At 44.9% G+C, this 17555-nt stretch carries 16 protein-coding genes; 9 read left to right on the top strand and 7 right to left on the bottom strand.

The window, feature by feature from the left end; all coding sequences use genetic code 11:
- Positions 1–74 precede the first annotated feature (74 nt).
- Positions 75–887 (top strand): 2OG-Fe(II) oxygenase, encoded by an 813-nt coding sequence (locus tag I3248_RS04080; RefSeq protein ID WP_201558462.1) that lies wholly within the window; start codon positions 75–77, stop codon positions 885–887.
- 32 nt (positions 888–919) lie between these two features.
- Here the strand turns inward: I3248_RS04080 and I3248_RS04075 are convergent, their stop codons facing one another.
- Both I3248_RS04075 and I3248_RS04070 read right to left on the bottom strand, forming a co-directional pair.
- Positions 920–1714 carry an RNA methyltransferase gene (locus I3248_RS04075; RefSeq protein WP_238062651.1) on the bottom strand — a complete coding sequence of 265 codons (795 nt, stop codon included), beginning with the start codon at positions 1712–1714 and terminating at the stop codon, positions 920–922.
- A gap of 128 nt (positions 1715–1842) precedes the next feature.
- Positions 1843–2826 (bottom strand): class 1 fructose-bisphosphatase, encoded by a 984-nt coding sequence (locus I3248_RS04070; RefSeq protein WP_238062650.1) that lies wholly within the window; start codon positions 2824–2826, stop codon positions 1843–1845.
- Between the two features lie 450 nt (positions 2827–3276).
- On the opposite strand from I3248_RS04070, the gene I3248_RS04065 reads away from it, so the two are divergent.
- The 3 genes from I3248_RS04065 (at position 3277) to I3248_RS04055 (ending at position 6132) form a co-directional block, all read left to right on the top strand.
- The gene (locus tag I3248_RS04065) at positions 3277–4350 is read left to right on the top strand and encodes an aspartate carbamoyltransferase catalytic subunit (protein ID WP_201611861.1); all 1074 of its coding nucleotides are present in this window, start codon (positions 3277–3279) and stop codon (positions 4348–4350) included.
- Between the two features lie 122 nt (positions 4351–4472).
- A complete protein-coding gene (locus tag I3248_RS04060; protein ID WP_238062674.1) occupies positions 4473–5654 on the top strand; it encodes a dihydroorotase in 1182 nt (393 codons plus the stop codon).
- Complete coding sequence (locus I3248_RS04055; protein WP_238062649.1) at positions 5647–6132, top strand: DUF2127 domain-containing protein; 486 nt, start codon at positions 5647–5649, stop codon at positions 6130–6132. Before I3248_RS04060 ends, I3248_RS04055 begins: the two co-directional genes overlap by 8 nt.
- A 129-nt stretch (positions 6133–6261) precedes the next feature.
- Here I3248_RS04055 and I3248_RS04050 read toward each other — a convergent pair whose 3' ends face one another.
- From I3248_RS04050 to I3248_RS04040, 3 genes are all read right to left on the bottom strand, one after another.
- Complete coding sequence (locus tag I3248_RS04050; RefSeq protein WP_238062648.1) at positions 6262–7539, bottom strand: sodium:proton antiporter; 1278 nt, start codon at positions 7537–7539, stop codon at positions 6262–6264.
- Positions 7540–7621: 82 nt separating this feature from the next.
- Positions 7622–9244, bottom strand: a complete 1623-nt coding sequence (locus I3248_RS04045; protein WP_238062647.1) for a DUF2254 domain-containing protein — start codon at positions 9242–9244, stop codon at positions 7622–7624.
- A gap of 127 nt (positions 9245–9371) precedes the next feature.
- A complete protein-coding gene (locus tag I3248_RS04040) occupies positions 9372–10877 on the bottom strand; it encodes a YihY family inner membrane protein (RefSeq protein ID WP_238062646.1) in 1506 nt (501 codons plus the stop codon).
- Between the two features lie 184 nt (positions 10878–11061).
- On the opposite strand from I3248_RS04040, the gene wrbA reads away from it, so the two are divergent.
- Positions 11062–11679, top strand: a complete 618-nt coding sequence (gene wrbA / locus I3248_RS04035) for an NAD(P)H:quinone oxidoreductase (protein WP_084212595.1) — start codon at positions 11062–11064, stop codon at positions 11677–11679.
- A gap of 76 nt (positions 11680–11755) precedes the next feature.
- Positions 11756–12220: a hypothetical protein gene (locus I3248_RS04030; protein ID WP_025644089.1), complete on the top strand. Its 465-nt coding sequence runs from the start codon at positions 11756–11758 to the stop codon at positions 12218–12220.
- Positions 12221–12361: 141 nt separating this feature from the next.
- Here the strand turns inward: I3248_RS04030 and I3248_RS04025 are convergent, their stop codons facing one another.
- Positions 12362–13111 (bottom strand): DUF3108 domain-containing protein, encoded by a 750-nt coding sequence (locus I3248_RS04025; RefSeq protein ID WP_238062645.1) that lies wholly within the window; start codon positions 13109–13111, stop codon positions 12362–12364.
- Positions 13112–13798: 687 nt separating this feature from the next.
- On the opposite strand from I3248_RS04025, the gene I3248_RS04020 reads away from it, so the two are divergent.
- The 3 genes from I3248_RS04020 (at position 13799) to I3248_RS04010 (ending at position 16680) form a co-directional block, all read left to right on the top strand.
- Positions 13799–14089: a co-chaperone GroES gene (locus I3248_RS04020; protein WP_025644085.1), complete on the top strand. Its 291-nt coding sequence runs from the start codon at positions 13799–13801 to the stop codon at positions 14087–14089.
- A 78-nt stretch (positions 14090–14167) separates the two neighbouring features.
- A complete protein-coding gene (gene groL, locus I3248_RS04015; protein ID WP_238062644.1) occupies positions 14168–15823 on the top strand; it encodes a chaperonin GroEL in 1656 nt (551 codons plus the stop codon).
- A gap of 116 nt (positions 15824–15939) precedes the next feature.
- A complete protein-coding gene (locus I3248_RS04010) occupies positions 15940–16680 on the top strand; it encodes a hypothetical protein (RefSeq protein ID WP_238062643.1) in 741 nt (246 codons plus the stop codon).
- Positions 16681–16695: 15 nt separating this feature from the next.
- On the opposite strand, the gene yaaA is transcribed toward I3248_RS04010, so the two are convergent.
- Entirely contained in the window at positions 16696–17484 is a 789-nt protein-coding gene (gene yaaA, locus I3248_RS04005; protein WP_238062642.1) for a peroxide stress protein YaaA, read from the bottom strand.
- Positions 17485–17555: the final 71 nt, after the last annotated feature.

The following is a 17555-nucleotide window of genomic DNA, read 5'->3' as shown; positions in this document are numbered from 1 at the left end:
CTGCGTTTAGGCTACTATATGACTCTACAATGCTATTGAGATAATTGTCACGGACGAGAAGGTAGAGAATCAGTATGAATGCAATTTTACAGTTAGAACCGACTTGGCAGCAGTGGATCGCAAACAATATAAATCGCGGCGTCGCTTATCATAAAATCATTAATACGCTTTTTGAGAGAGGTTTTTATGGCGCAGCCTATGAGCTAATGTCGCAGCAATCAGGTACGATCAATATTCCTTATATGGATATGAGCCATAACTCGATAGTGCTGCCGGATAAGACGGTGAGACTGGCATCGACTTTTTATCCTCCTTTTGTCGCCGTTATCGAGGGCTTCTTAAGTCATAAAGAGTGTGATCAACTGATAAGCAGTGCTGAAGGTAATATGCGAGACTCTCGAGTTGTGAGCCCTGTCGATGGTACTTTTGCAGAGCACGATGCTAGAACCAGTAAAAGCCATGGCTTCCAGCGCGGTGCTACGCCTTTGATAACGACAATAGAAAATAGGATAGCAGCCCTATTACATTGGCCAGTGGTTCATGGAGAAGGGTTACAGGTTTTAAAATATGGTAAGGGCCAAGAATATCGCCCACATTATGATTTTTTTGATCCTAAAAACGCAAATTATCAAAAAAACATCGGTAAAGGTGGTCAACGCGTCGGTACTTTGCTGATGTATCTATCGGATGTCGAGGCGGGCGGTGGTACTAACTTTCCAAAGATAAATCTAGAAGTCAGACCCAAAAAGGGCATGGCATTATATTTTGCTAACACCAAGTTTGACGGCAGTATCGAACCTTTAAGCTTACACGCAGGCATGCCAGTAAATAAAGGCACGAAGTTTTTGGCCACTAAATGGCTACGAGCAAACCCTTACGTCAGTTAGCGTGAAGTTTCTAGCGTGAAGTTTAAGGAGGTTTAGCTATACTGTCTTTGCCGTAACGTCTCGTATAGACACAGCGACCCTGCGATAGCCACATTTAAGCTCTCTTGACCATTGGGCTGCGGTAGCGCAATAGGGGTCGCGCACTGCATGAGCTCATCACTCACCCCTTGGCCTTCGTGTCCCATTATCCACGCAATAGGGCTACGTAAGTCATAGTCATAAATCAAGGTATCTGTATGAGAACTAGTCGCAAGTAGCGGCGTTTGTACTTGCTGCAAGATATCTGTTATAGCTAAGTTTTCGTAGATGTTCAGAGCAAACTGAGCACCCATGCCGGCTCGTAGGGTTTTGGGCGACCATGCCTGCGCGGTGTTCGTGCTACAAAGCACGGTCTCGATACCGACCGCCGCTGCCGTACGAAGTAAGGTGCCTACGTTACCACTATCTTGTACATCATTTAAGATCAAGCAGTCATGATCAATTGTAGGCAGAGCTGGGGCCGGTATATCGATTATCGCCATAATATCTACGCCTGCCCCTAAGCTGCGAAAGCTGGCGTAGAGCGAATCGGCGACAGTCAAAATACTGGTATAAGTAGGCAGGCGCGCTAATAGCTGCTGTACCTCAGGGTGGCTATGTGCCGACTGCGCTAATAGTACTTGCACTAAGGGGTAGTCACTGCGCAGAGCTGCGTCCATTAAGTGAATGCCCTCTATGACCGTTTGTCCTTGCTTTTTTCGCTGGCGAGCTTGAGTTAAGAGTGCTTTGGCCCGCTTTACGGTTTGATTCTTATCAGAGGTAATCAGCTCAATAGGAGTAGAGGTCATAGCAGCCTGCTTAAAAGGTGATAATGAAAATAAAAACTGCAAGGATGATAGAAATAGAGCCAGTCAAAGGGCCGCCGATAAGGTTGATCTCAGTAACTCCTTATCAGCGTTACTTTAGCTAATTAAGCTTACGACTCATTATGAGCGCTATGGAGCTGTTTGACATAAGCGACTTCGTTTTTGCTACCGAGCACCACCGGTACACGTTGATGGATATCGGTGGGTTCGATATCTAGTATACGTGTGATAGCGTCGGTTGCCATGCCGCCTGCACGCTCTATAAGTAAGCTCATCGGATTGGCTTCATACATTAAGCGCAGTTTACCGGCTTTGTTGGGGTCTTTAGTGTCGAATGGATAAGTAAACAGACCGCCGCGGCATAAGATTCGGTGCACATCGCCGACCATGGCCGCAACCCAGCGAGTGTTAAAATCGCGGCCACGAACGCCAGTCTTGCCAGCGATTAGCTCATCGATATACTGCTGCATAGGCGGCTGCCAATAGCGATAGTTCGAGGCATTGATAGCGTACTCGCTAGTATCCGCTGAGATCTGTACTTGCTCTTCGATTAGCAAATAGTCGCCGCTATCGGGATCTAAGCTAAACATAGCGACGTTATCATCTATAGTCAAAGTAAGAACCGTAGAGGTGCCGTACAATAGATATCCTGCTGCTAGTTGTTGATTGCCAGCTTGCAAAAAGTCTTCATCAGCGCTGATTTGACCTTGACGCTGGTAGGGCAAAATAGAAAAAATAGTACCCACTGCCATATTGATATCGATGTTCGATGAGCCATCTAGAGGATCAAACAAGATAAGTAGGCTACCGTCCTTATTGGCAGGTGTGGCGTGATCGAGCTCTTCTGATGCTACTCCAGCACAATGTTTGTTGTCTGCTAAAGCTTCTAGCAATAAGTCATTGGCTAACACATCGAGCTTTTTTTGCTCTTCGCCTTGCACGTTTTGATTACCCGCTTCTCCTAAGATGTCCGCTAGCGCGCCTTTTTGAAGCAGTTGTGAGATCGTCTTACCCACATCAGTAACCGTCGTAATAAGCTCAGTGACCGCAGGGTTTGCGGAGTGGTGATTTAGATATTGTGCCAAGGTCATCATAGGGTTTCCTAAGAGATATAAAGGTAGAGGTTAAAAGTATAGGATAGTGTGGGTTCAACACACTCTACATACAATATAAGTAACTATTATTATAAGTAACTATTATTTTATTCTTATCTAGTGCTATCTGGACTTGCAAAAACTATTAAAAAGGCAATAATGCTTCACGTCATAAATGAGCGTGATAAATAGATAATACGGGACCCTTGTACGACTATAAAAATCAGCTACACTATCGTTATGACGGACATTACTACTGATTTGTTATTATCATTATCGACGACAGCAATGCAGTCACGTAAAGTGTAGCAAATAAGTACTACAAAGTCTTTTTGTCTGTAATTATAGGCTTGCTGTTTGCTTACAATATTATCGCTTAGAGCCTTTAGATATATATTAAACTTATTTTATAAAATCTTTCTACTACATCAATAATAAAGATTCGTGACTATGCCAACTTCTAATGATATCCGTTCAACCGCCAATATCTCGCTCACAGACTACGCTAAGGTCGATCCTCGCGCTATCCATAAGCAGCTCGATATTTCGCTGAGTCGCCCGCAGCTCAATGATGATGGCAGCATTCGCCACTTCTTAGGAGTGGAAGGACTTAATAAGGCGCAGCTTCAACGCATCATCGCTAAGGCCGAGACTTTTATCGATGAAAAAGGTCAATTGTTAAACCGGCCTGAGCTTGAGGGTTGTACGGTCATGAACTTGTTCTTTGAGCCCTCAACGCGGACACGCACCACCTTTGAGGTAGCTGAAAAACGTCTGGGCGCTAATGTGCTCAATATCGATATTGCGCGCTCAAGTACCAAAAAAGGGGAGAGTTTACGCGACACGCTATGGAACTTGCAAGCGATGACCGCGGATATTTTTGTGGTGCGTCATTCGGCCTCAGGGGCAGCGCATTTTATGGCTACAGAGGTCACCCCAGATATTGCCATTATCAATGGCGGTGATGGCTGGCACGCGCATCCGACCCAAGGTATGCTCGATATGCTCACCATCCATCGTGAAGCGCCGCGCCCATTTGAAGAGCTATCGGTGGCGATTATTGGCGACATTAAACACTCAAGAGTCGCGCGCTCAGATATTAGTGCGCTACAAACGTTAGGGGTCAAGGACATTCGAGTCATTGCGCCGCGCACACTTTTGCCTAAAGGTATTGAACGTTTTGGCGTAAACGTCTATGAGGATATGAATGAATGCGTGGCCGACTGTGATGTCATCATGGGGCTGAGAATACAGAACGAGCGGATTGGCTCGCCGCTACTGGCCTCATCGAGTGAGTACTACAAACATTATGGCATCACCCCTGAGCGCGTTGCGCTAGCGAAGCCTGATGCCCTCATTATGCATCCGGGGCCGATGAATCGCGGTATTGAGATTGCCTCTAGTGTGGCAGATGGCGCCCAGTCAGTGATCCTAAAGCAGGTCAGTAATGGGGTGGCTATTCGTATGGCGGTATTGGCTTTGGCGATGGAAGGACAGCGCGCGCATCAAGCAGCTCGTAGCTAATCTCATTTAGTAGAGTATAGGGTCAAGCCCTAGTATCTTACTATGCTATTTTATTCTTATTTATCCCGCTTATTGATACGGTAATAACGCTCATGACAACCCTCACAAGTTCAGACACTCAAATGCACGACTTACTCCCAGAAGCTTTCAAAAAATCACTGCCAAGCACGGCGACAGCTCAGTTAGCAACATTGACAGCCAATCGCGAGATGTGGGTACTACCGCCATTAGTAGATCTATGCGCGCGTCTGCGCGAGCCGGGGCAACAGCAGCATGGCACGCTAATCTCAGAGGGTCGTGCTGCTCGCGGTAATGGCTTTTTGCATGTGGTGATTCCGCCGGATACCAACCCTATCTTAGAAAATGGCTCGCTGCTTAAGGGTCTGCGTGAGCGCGCACTTGAAGATGGCGGTATTTATTTGCATATCCTTGGCGCTTTGACCGAAGGCTTAAAAGGCGATAATCCTTCTAACATTGCCGGTCTAAAAAAAGGCGGCTGTATCGCTGTCTCTAATGCCCGTCAGCCTTTCGCTAATGATTTAGTGCTATTGCGCACCTTGGAGTATGCCGCCACTTTTGGTCTAAAAGTATTTTTTTATCCTGATGAGCCGAGTCTGTCGGGTGAAGGGGTCGCGCATGAAGGCTACATTGCGTCTTATCATGGTCTGCAAGGTATTCCGTGGATCGCTGAAACCGTCGCCTTATCGAAGCAGTTATTGATGGTGGAGGAGACGGGTATCGCTGCGCACTTTAGCCAATTGTCTTGCAAGTCTTCAGTGGAGCTGATGCGCTGGGCAAAAGATAAAGGTCTGCCGGTGACGTGCGATGTAGCTATGCATCAATTGTATCTCACTGACGATAACTTGGAAGGGTTTAATGCTCAAGCTTACGTGTTGCCGCCGCTCCGTAGTAACACCGATCAGCAAGCGCTGCGCCGTGGTCTACAAGATGGCACCATAGATGCGATTTGCAGCCATCACGAACCTCTTAATGTAACTGCCAAAAAAGCGCCTTTTGCTGAGAGCACCCCAGGTATTTCTAACTTTGATACTTTTATGGCGCTTGCTTGCCAGCTGGTACGCGATGAGATCTTAACTCTAGAGCAACTGGTCGATAAGATATGCCTTAATCCTGCCAAAATTGCTGGTATCAGCGCGCAGTATGAAAACACTGGCGGCGCAATTTTAGTCGATCCGAATGTAGAGTGGCAAGTGACAAGCGAGACGATGCTGTCTAATGGTAAAAACACTCCGTTCTTTGCGCAGCAGCTGCAAGGCCGAGTTGTGGAGACTTTCTTTGTCTAACATAGTTAGGCAAAAGACCAGCGCGGCTAGCGAATCGATAAAAGCGGTCGCCATTTATGAGATTGTTAAAGGCGTGGGCGCGCTACTAGGTGCCGGAGCATTATGGCTATGGCATAGCGATCTTGAAGATTGGTTAGCGACTGCAACGCACTCTTGGCAGCAGTACTTTGGGCAGCTATTAGCGCCGCAGGTTGAGAGTGTCGTTGCGATTGCGCAGCGCGCCAGTCAAAATTGGCCATTATTTTTGCTGTTTATCTGTGCTTACGCGAGTATTCGTTTTATCGAGGCGTATGGCTTGTGGCAGGATAGGACGTGGGCTTATTGGTTTAGCGTGCTTGGTTACGGTATATTTATCCCAGTTGAAGTGTACTATTTCATCACTAGCGCTTTTGACTGGTTTAAGTTATTTATCCTCGTATTAAACATTATCATTGTCATAGTGGTTTATCGTAATATGAAGCGTAAAGGTTTAATATAAAAGTGCTGCTAGTCCTTGAGATGTATTTTGTATTCATAAACGGAGCAGCTATGACTAAGAATTAGGGTAATAGCTGCTTTTTTTATCTAATTTTACTTTATATCGATTTAACTGCTAGACAGTTCAAGCTTATAAGCCAGCTTTTGAAGGCTTATCATGCCCAATACTTTTTGCGACCCTGCCGACACTCAAGCCTTGTACTAAAATTGAAAATATAACCACCGCATAGGTTAGGGCTAATAAAATGTCACGCTCAGCGCCTATGGGGAGCTGCAATACTAAGGCGACGGATATACCACCGCGCAAACCACCCCAAGTCAACACTTTCCAAGCGCCACCTGGCAAGTCCAGCTGTCGACTAAAGGTCTTTGTGGTCATACCCACGACAATAAAGCGCGCTAGTAGCGCAATGATAATGGTCAAGCCGCCAGCGATAAACAGATTACTAGAATAAGCAATCATTACAATCTCAAGGCCGATTAAGACAAATAAAATAGCGTTCAAAATCTCATCAATCAGCTCCCAAAACAAGTCAACATAATGACGAGTCTGATCACTCATCGCTAATGCACGACCGCGATTGCCTAACATCAGACCCATCATCACCATCGCGAGCGGCCCTGACAGGTGCCAATAGCTGGCGAGCGCATAACCACCGATGACACCAGCTAAAGTCAAGAGCACCTCTTCTTGATAGCTATCGATGCTCTTGATTAAGTAATACAAAATCGCGCCTAACACTAAGCCAAAAACGATACCGCCACCAGCTTCAACCGCTAGGGTGTGCGCCACATAATTAGCCGTTGGAATATCACCACTGGTCAGAATTCCAAGCAAGATGACAAAGATAACGACGCCGATACCGTCATTGAATAATGACTCGCCAGCAATAACGGTCTCTAAGCTTTTGGGCGCGCCAGCAGAGGCCAAAATACCCATCACAGCGATAGGATCGGTTGGTGAGATTAAAGCGCCAAACAATAAGCACCAAATAAAAGGCAAGCTAAAACCTAGTAGCGGCAGCATCAAATAAATCGCTGTCGCAATAAGAAGTGCTGAGACAATAGTACCGATACAAGCCAATATACCAATAGGCAGCTTATAGCGGCGCAAGTCACTAATATTGACATGCAAAGCGCCAGCAAATAGCAGCATAGAGAGCATGCCGTCGAGCAAGACTTCGGTGAAATCAAGCTGCTCTAATAAACTGATCTCATAATCGATCAGCTGATCGAAACCTAAAAACCCCAAAAATATCGCAAAGATTGACAGCAAAATGGATATCACCATCACCCCGATAGTGGTGGGTAAACCAATGAAGCGGTGATTGACGTAGCTTAAAAGCGCAGTTATCGATAAGAAGATAGCGCTGATCTCAAGGATGCTTAGGCCGGAGGTAGATGCCATAAAATTGTCTCAGATAGGTGTTAAAGTAAACTAATTAAAATAAAAGCCACGATGTGTTTTACCGCGCTAAAGCGGCATTAAGTTATCTCGACTGGCTCTCTAATGCTTTGCTAATATGTCTGTCAAAGGTGCTGGTATAAGTAAAATACTGATGCTGCGCATCTTTACTTTGGATAAACTGCCGAGCTTGCCAGCACATATCGAGTAAATCTGTTGTCAGCTCATCATAAGCCAAGTTTTGTTGACCGGCCGCTTCAATGAGTTTTAGCTCATGCAGCAAGGACTGGCGCTGCGCGCTATTGACTCGAGCATAGTTAAGATCGGTTAGCGCTTGGCAAAGCGCTTTGAGCACCATCAGATCAGCAGTCGCATAACGGCGTATCTCACCCAAAGAGGTGTCAATAAAGTCAGATATCTTTGGCGTTTTAGTCACCACTGCCAAGGTAGACGCCCGCGACTGACTCACCGTAACCTCATTGTTATCTTTATTACGCGCCGGATGATAGAAATGATAGGGACTTGGCGGCTGACGGCGCATCATAAGACTTAAGCAAGAGGACAAGGACTGAATGCAGTTCACTGCTGTTTTGGGGTCGTTGATACCAGGAGATAAAGCGCGTATGGCAATCTCAGTGATCTGTCCTAGACTATAGCCGATATCGTTGGTATGTGATGGGCGCTGTTCTAACTCAATACCAGTCGCAAAACGCTGCCAAAACAGTGCGTCAGGAGCGCGCGGCATAATGGCTAAGTTTGAGGTTTTGGTCTTTTGTAAGTAGCTATCATCTCTAGCAGGGCGCTGATAAAAATAGCCTATAATATTCTTATCGGTGACAAAGCTGCCAAGGTTCGTCTGTAATCGGATTATCCCGCCGTAGTCCTTCGCTAAAATAATTAAGGAGTCAATATATATCTGCTGCAGATAACCTGAGGTTGGAGCATAGATGGGCGCAGCTGCCCAAGACAAATAATCATCGATATCCTTATCTGCGGCATCGCGCTGATGCTCGATGTCGCAGGTCTCGCTATACCAATAATCAATATTAGCAATAGCATCATCACTAGCGCCTTGAATCACATGCGAAGCTTGAATCGCATGGACCATATGCTGAATAAAGTACACTAATAATAAAGCGCAAATAATAGCCATAACAATGGCAAAAGTTACTGCCAGCTGCGGAACCCCGAAACTCACGTCAAACTTATGAATCGACTTTAAGACCAAAAGGCTATAACTAAAAGTGCCGATAAAGGCCCCGAGCACTAACTGATTAGAAGTGTCAGTCAAAAAGTTCCGTAGTAGTCTAGGGCCAAATTGTGAGGACGCCATGGAGAGTACAGCGATGGTGATAGAAAAGGTAGTACCCGCCACGCCAAGTACAGCGCCTGCAATCGATGTCATAATAGCGCGCGCGGCATCATCATCACCGGTAAACGCGAAGCTGATGTCTCGAACCGTCTCACGATCTAAACGCTGATCGATAGAGATGAGTAGGGGCGCTAATAGAATGCCTAGGAGTACAAAGGAGGTCGGAATAAACCAATAAGAACCTAGCAGCCGCTCCCAAATGTTTTTTAGACGATCTGGCAGGCTCGTTAGGTTCTGCTTTGATAAAAGACTCGTAAGGTGCTTAAAGCTATGTAAGCTTATAGTGATAAAACGATGCAGTAAGTTTTTGTGCTTATTATTGGTATGGTCACTCACTGCCGCAGACTCCCTATTGTTTATTATTCAGTCGTTATTAACGGTCATTTAATCAAGATAACCTTTAATTAATATGGCTTTTAATCAAGGTGACCTTAAAGCAATGCTTATAAAGGTATTCATCATTCTAGTTCGGCTTATCGGCTTCAGTGATGATATTACCCTCATTAGTAGCCGGACGTCGCTGCAAGGTTTTACGTCTAGTTTTGTGGCGAGCGGTATTGGCGGGTTTTACCTCTCCCTTAGGGATAATAGCTTGTAGATCATCATCATTTTGAGAGACATCACTGTCTTTATCATAAGCTTCAGGCTCAAAAGGCGGCGTCCGCTTATCTTTAAAGGGCTCAGACTTGCCAGCCTTTACTGGATGTTTTTTGCGCGGATGACTATGCGCAAATATAGCAGCTAGTGGCAGGTTTAATTGCTGCTTAGCAAAAGCCTCTGTATCCTCAAACCGATCGACTAGTAAGCTCAGCCATGGCTCTTGATCCTCTAGCGTCATCTCATCAAGCTCGTCTTTAATCGGTAGCGGATAGGGCAGCGTCCGATAAAAATCCCATAGCGTCATTCGGCTCAAATCTTTTTTGAGCACATAATCGTCGTCATCAGTCATAGTGATCAGATTGCTGTCTTTTAGGTAATTAATATAAAGATACCATTTAGGCAGCTCTTTGCGGCCCAAGACGTTACGCAGCTCTACTTCACTGACTACCTCGCCTTTAAGATAACGGCTATAAACTAAGTTGAGCATATCGAGCAAGCTCAGTAATGGATGACGCGGATAGACCTCTTCGGTCTCAAAAATAGTCAAGGTATAGCTGATTTCAACCCCTAGTAATATCAGATTCCAAGACAAATAAATCCATAACAGAAAAATAGGAACCGCGGCAAAAGCACCATAAATCGCCTCATAGCTGGTGAAGTTGGTCATCACCGTACCAAACACATGCTTGAGTAGCTCAAACACCACCGCGACGATAACGCCCGCGATAATAGCGCTTTTCGCTGGTACGCGCGCTTTGGGAATAAACCAATACATACCAATAAAGCCTGCAACGGTAATGCCGAGCGACACCATCTGCACCCAAAACGACCAATCGATACCATACCCAGCTATTTGACGATTTAGAAAGCTCAAGCTTTGCACCGTGCTTGAGACGATAAAAGCCGTCCCTAACACTAAGGGTCCTAAAGTGATAATTGTCCAATAGCGCAGCAGACTTTTGAGACCGCCTGAGCGTTCATCGACGCGCCAAATCTGATTAAAAGCGCGCTCAATAGTGGTCAAAGTCATGATAGTGGTGACAAATAAAATCGCGACACCAATAGCGGTCAAGTTAGTCGACTTTTCGGCAAAATTATTGATGTATTCACTGACTTGCAGGCTCGATTGCGGCAGCAAGTTACTATATATCACCTCGTATATCTGCGCGCGGGCAGAAGCTAGCGCCGGCACTGAAGACAAAATCATCAGTAATACCGTTACGATAGGCACAATCGATAACATGGTTGTGTAGGTCAAAGAGGCCGCTTTTTGCTGGCAATTATCTTCGAAGAAGTGACGAACCAAAAACCGAGTAAACTTAAACCAACGCTGCTGCAAAAAAGGGAGTTTTTGAGTTAATTTTTCCATACTGACCATGTAGAAAGATAGAGGTGAGAATAGTGTAACAAAATGTCCTAGCGTCAGTTGCCACTTATTTGTGTCAAAATGCTAGGCAATACTCGCCGGTTTGCATGTCAGTCAACGACTCGGGCATAATGTAGCCTGCAATTCTATCGTTTCGACAAGTATCAGCCAAAAGGAAGCTTTGCCAATGAGTCAGATTGATCCCTATGTATTAGTGCTATATTACTCAAGTCATGGCACCACGAACGTTTTAGCTTATGCCATTGCTCAGGGGATAGAAGATGCCGGGATGACCGCGCGTATTCGTACGGTGCCGACGGTGGCAGCTGAAACGACTGCAAGCAAAGCGGCAATACCAGATGAGGGCGACCTGTACTGTACTATGGACGATCTCAAGAACTGCGCTGGATTGGCCTTAGGCAGTCCGACGCATTTTGGTAATATGGCTGCCCCCATGAAATATTTTTGGGATAATACAGTGACGTTATGGCTGGCAGGTAATCTACAAAACAAACCTGCATCCGTATTTACCGCAACCGGTTCTATGCATGGCGGTCAAGAGACGACACTATTGACGATGATGTTGCCACTTATGCATCATGGCATGATGATCGTAGGCTTGCCTTATGGTGAGGCGGCGCTCAATCGCACCCAGCGCGGTGGCACGCCTTATGGTGCAAGCCATGTCAGCGGCGCCGCCCATGATCAGCCTATAACCGATGATGAGCGCGAACTGGCCATTGCTCAAGGTCACAGGCTAGCCATTACTGCCCAAGCGCTGTCGCAAGCAAACTGGAAGCGTTAGAGGCTGAGAGCTTATGAGCTCACAGACAAAAAGCTAAACGAAAAACGTGCTATAAATTAGGAAACTACCGCCGCTAATGTCCACAACTTCTACGCCTTCTAAGCAAACATCCGGCCCTAAACCCGCTAAATCCGTCAAGCCAAAAAAGCCTATTGCGCCTATGCAGCAGCGCTTGCTGCTAACTTGGCTAGTGTGGCTAGTGTATCGGCTATTAGTGCTGCCGATATTTATTAGTCTGTTTAATCCGAGCAATCCCGATATTATTGGCGGCATCGCTTGGTATGGCTTATGGCTAATACCGGCCTTTATTATCACCCCTGTCATATTACGCGGGCGCTCTCCTTATATGTTATTGGTCAGCAGCATGTTGACCTTAGTGTATCTAGGCGCTAGCGGCGTCGTATTATTCACGCGCTTTTATGGGACCAGTTGGACAGAGATTTTGGTTTATGGGCTTGATTTTGCTTTATTATTTGCAATCAATGTTTGGTTGTTTATCCTGCTCAAGCGCTTACCTTCGATGAATAAAGTACAAAAATAGCGGCATGTTTTGACATAAAAAAGCGGCGCTCTACTATTTATAGAGCGCCGCTTTTCGTTTTGTACCTTCTTGTTTTGTACTTTTTAGCTTTGGAGCTGTTAGTTTTGCAGCTTAGAGCTTAGAGCTTAAATGCATTACCATTTAACGCACTTTTTTTAACTCTAAGTCCATCTTTTTACCATCGTTAATCTGACTGACTTTTACAGGCAGATAATCTAGGCTCGGTGCAAGCCAAAAGCTGGTTGAGCGATCGCTATCATCATGGATACGATCCACTCGTACCGTATCAAACGTACCCGCTGGTACAGTGACTTTTGTATTGCCTACCTTTTTAAACGGCGTTTTTTCTACTTTGTCTTTTTTGGCCATGTAGTAGTTGCCCGAGAATTTGCCATTTAACAAGTCTTGACGAATTTGCACTTCTAAACTCAAATCATCAAACGCTTGCTGCGCCATATTTGACGTTGTGGTTTTGCCTTTATAGCTACTCGTGACCTTTTTACCTGCCGAATCAAAACTTAGATTATGCGTACGTCCAATACCTAAGAGCTTATAAGTGGTGCTCGCCTTAGAAGGTGTGACATTGTTGCCCATAATAGTAAAGGTACTACTTTGCGACGCACTTGCAACACCGGCTACGCGAGCTTTCACATTATAGTTCCAAGTATTGCCTGATTTTTTGAGGGTACGAGTCGCGTTACCTTTGTATTTATTTTCAACAGTAAAACTATAATCAGCGGTCGAAGGCTGAATGGTTTTGGCGCTAGCCAGAGTAGGGGCGGTCATAGATAAAGCTCCGATAGCAGCGATACTAGCGCCTGTTATTAGCGTAGTACGTTTGTTGTTGCGTTGTTGCGTATTAATGGCAGTTAAAGAAGATAATACAGTCATGGATATTCCTTGATAAGTATACCGCTAATGAGTGGCAAGATTTTTATAATTTAACTTTCGATTGTTCGAGTTCTAGTGGTTTAACTTTTAATGATTCATTTTTAACGATTCAACTTTTCATGATTCGATGGTGGCCGCTCAGTAGCTATTAGTGTTTCTTTGTTATAGCTGATCCACTTTAAAACCGATACAGTGCTACTGGGATGAATTTTGCGCAGCATCGAAAAGTGCAAAGCACACAGCAAGCAAGGAAAATTTGTACCAGTAGCACGGCAATATTAATGTATCGATTTTATTTCGAATTGACTATAGCACTAGATTGTCAGCTACTATAATGGTCATACCTTGTTACATTTTCAAGGTTTGCCCTTTGGGTAGACGTCTAGCTCTTGTAGTTGATGTTACCCAAAACAGGGCGGCATTTAGGCTTAGTAACATCCTGTCAGCAAGCTTGCTGTTAACTTGGGATAAACCCTTTTTTATCTGCATTATTCTTGTAAATTTTTGGCCCACGCCCTTGAAGCGATGCGCCTATGCCCCCACTTTTTGAAACAAGCTCGAAGCTTATTATTGAAGCGAGTCTATAATAGTGCGCCCATAGCGTAGTCAAAAACAAAAGCTGGACGGCGCTGCTATTATTGGACTGACACGGAATCTTTTATTCAAACAACTTTTGGAGTCCTAACGATGAATATTCGTCCTTTACATGATCGTATTGTCGTACGCCGCATAGAAGAAGAAACCAAAACGGCTGGTGGCATTTTATTACCAGGTTCAGCGCAAGAAAAACCATCACAGGGTGAGATCCTAGCGACGGGTAACGGTCAGGTACGTGACAACGGTGAAGTCCGCACTTTAGATGTTAAAGTCGGCGATAAAGTTTTGTTCGGTCAATATGCTGGTCAAACCGTAAAAGTTGACGGCGAAGAGCTACTGATTATGAAAGAGTCTGATGTATTGGGTGTACTAGAAGGTTAATTTTAAACCTCTTATACCCGATTTACTTATATAAAACCTTTTTAAACATTAACAAAAATAATATTGGAGTAATTTGACATGGCAAAAGACGTAAAGTTTGGCATTGATGCTCGCACGCAAATGATGGACGGTGTCAACGTTCTAGCAAACGCAGTACGAGTCACTCTAGGACCTAAAGGTCGTAACGTGGTAATCGATAAGTCTTTTGGCGCACCGACCATTACTAAAGATGGTGTTTCGGTTGCCAAAGAGATTGAGCTTGAAAATAAGTTTGAAAACATGGGCGCGCAGCTCGTTCGCGAAGTCGCTAGCCGCACTAACGATGTCGCCGGTGACGGTACTACGACAGCGACAGTATTGGCTCAGTCTATCCTGCAAGAAGGCATGAAGTCAGTCGCTGCCGGCATGAACCCTATGGATCTCAAACGCGGTATCGACAAAGCGGTACGCGCGGCAGTTGAGCAGATTCATCAGTTATCAACGCCAGCGGACGACTCAAAAGCTATTGCTCAAGTCGGTTCTATCTCAGCGAACTCAGATACCAAAATCGGTGAGCTTATCGCGCAAGCGATGGAAAAAGTCGGTAAGCAAGGCGTTATCACTGTCGAGGAAGGCTCAAGCTTTGAGGACACTCTAGAAGTGGTCGAAGGTATGCAGTTTGACCGTGGTTATATCAGCCCATATTTTGCTAATAAGCAAGATAGCTTAACTGCTGAATTTGAAAACCCATATATCTTATTGGTTGACAAAAAAATCGGCAACATCCGCGAAATCGTGCCACTACTTGAGCAAGTCATGCAGCAGAGCAAGCCACTGCTTATCATCGCTGAAGATGTTGAAAACGAAGCCTTAGCGACCTTAGTTGTCAACAACATGCGCGGCGGCCTAAAAACTTGTGCCGTAAAAGCACCAGGTTTTGGCGATCGTCGTAAAGCGATGCTACAAGATATCGCTATCTTGACTGGCGGTACGGTGATCTCAGAAGAGATTGGCCTAAGCCTAGAAGAAGCGACCCTTGAGCAGCTCGGTACTGCCAAAAAAGTCACTGTCGGTAAAGAAAACACCGTCATCGTTAATGGTGCAGGCGAAACCACAGCTATTAACGAGCGTGTTGACTCTATTCAGCGTCAAGTAGAAGAGTCTACCTCTGACTATGATAAAGAAAAGCTACAAGAGCGCATGGCAAAACTTGCTGGTGGCGTAGCAGTTATCAAAGTTGGCGCGGCAACTGAAACTGAGATGAAAGAGAAAAAAGATCGCGTTGATGATGCGCTACATGCCACTCGCGCGGCTGTCGAAGAAGGCGTCGTTCCTGGCGGCGGTGTTGCACTCGTTCGTGCGATGAACGCTTTATCTGAGCTAAAAGGCGATAACGATGACCAAGACGCGGGTATCAATATCCTACGCCGCGCGATGGAAGCGCCGCTACGTCAAATCGTGACTAACTCTGGCGAAGAAGCGTCAGTCGTCGTCAACGAAGTCAAGAGCGGTAGCGGTAACTACGGTTATAACGCAGCATCTAGTGAATACGGCGATATGCTACAGATGGGTATCTTAGACCCTGCTAAAGTATCTCGCTCAGCGCTGGAAAACGCAGCTTCTGTTGCAGGTCTTATGCTGACGACCGAAGCGATGATCACTGATCTACCACAAAGTGATGACGGCATGGGTGCTATGCCTGCTGGCGCTGGTGGTGGAATGGGCGGCATGGGTGGAATGGGCGGCATGATGTAATCAGCCCTTTGACCTGTACTGCTTAGTACTGTAGCTTTTACGCTATAGTACACAGGAAATAAAACCCCGATAGGCGAGAGCTTATCGGGGTTTTTTATGTCAAAGTTACTTGAGTTATGATAAGTTGTATTGATTTAAATAAATATCCTAAAAGAGATAATGCATTGAGTGCTGCTTTTAAAAATTTTTATTCGCAATCAATTGATTTTCGTAACTCTTTGTTGAGCGAAACAAATAAAATTTCTGATATAGATAGTTTCAACAATAGAGAGGCTGCAACCTTGATATTGGCAGATATTTCATCTGAACATGGTCTTTCTGTTCATCTACTAGCTAAAGAAAGATGTAATATTTCGGCAAGTAGCCTGCTGCGCTTGCAGTTTGAATCACTTATAAGGGCTCAATGGATATATTGGGTAGCTAAAGATGACGTTGTTGAAAGGTTCTATAAGCCTTTAACTCAACAGAATGCATCGCAAGCGGAGAAGCGTATACCTACGATTAATGTAATTTTGGAAGATTTAGATAATGCTGCACGAGAAGGAGTTGTTCCACAAAAAGCAGTGCAACTGATGAGAGAGTTTAAAGAATTAACTATGAAACCGGCAAATTCCTATGTGCATACAGGTATGCATGCATTCTCAAGAAAAAAAGATGGTTTTCCTGAGCCTCTAATCATTCAAATAATGCAAAACTCAAATGGACTAGAAGCATTGAACGTAATGCTTCTAGCGACTGTAATAAATTCTGCTGATATGATACAAAAAGTTGTAGCTTTGCAGTATCTATATATGGATAGCTTACCTATGCATATACCTGAAATAATGAATAGGTTTTACAGCACTCGCCAAGTATAGTTATACATATCAATACTACTGATCCTTCTCATCCCTTCTAAATGTCCAAGTAGTATCATCAGACAGCTCATCGACATAATAATAACTTGCCAAATCAAACTTTTTGAGCTGCTCAGCTTTGGTTAGCTTATTGTCTGCGGCATATTTCACCATCAGGCCGCGCGCTTTTTTGGCATAAAAGCTAATCACTTTATATTGACCGTTCTTCTCATCTTCAAATCTAGGGGTAATAATCTGCGCGTCCAGTGCTTTTTTCTTAACCGATTTAAAGTACTCGTTAGACGCTAGGTTAATCAGTACCTTGTCATCGCTATCGGCCATCTGCTTATTAATAGCATCGGTGATTTTCTCGCCCCAGAACTCATACAAATTATCACCGCGCGCGTTTTTTAGCTTAGTGCCCATCTCTAAGCGGTACGGCTGCATCAAGTCTAGCGGTTTTAACACGCCATATAGACCAGATAAGATACCCAAATGCTCGTTGAGATACAGCATGGTGTCTTTATCCATCTCATAGCTGGCAAGTCCAGTATAAACATCACCATCGAACAGATAAGCGGCAGGCTTGGCATTGTCCGAGTCATGCGGCATCTGCCATGCTTGGTTACGCTCGCTATTCAACTGCGCCAAATCATCGGAGATGCTCATAAGCTCTTGCAAATCCATCGGATCTTTGGTTTTAAGGGTTTTTATCAGTTGAGCTGAGTCGTCAATGAGGGCAGGCTGGCTATAATGATTGCCAAGGTTTAATGGCACAGCGTCCGTTTCATTTAAAGACTTGGCAGGGGAGAGTACAAAGTACATAGAGGCTCCTTTTTTAAGTATCGAGTAATTTTTAAGTATCGAGTAATTATCAATAAATAGGGCAAGCAAAA

Source organism: Psychrobacter sp. Ps3 (genome assembly GCF_022129275.1).
GTDB classification, from domain to species: domain Bacteria; phylum Pseudomonadota; class Gammaproteobacteria; order Pseudomonadales; family Moraxellaceae; genus Psychrobacter; species Psychrobacter submarinus.
The sequence above is the reverse complement of the archived record's forward strand: the minus strand, read 5'-3'. Positions and strand labels throughout refer to the sequence as shown.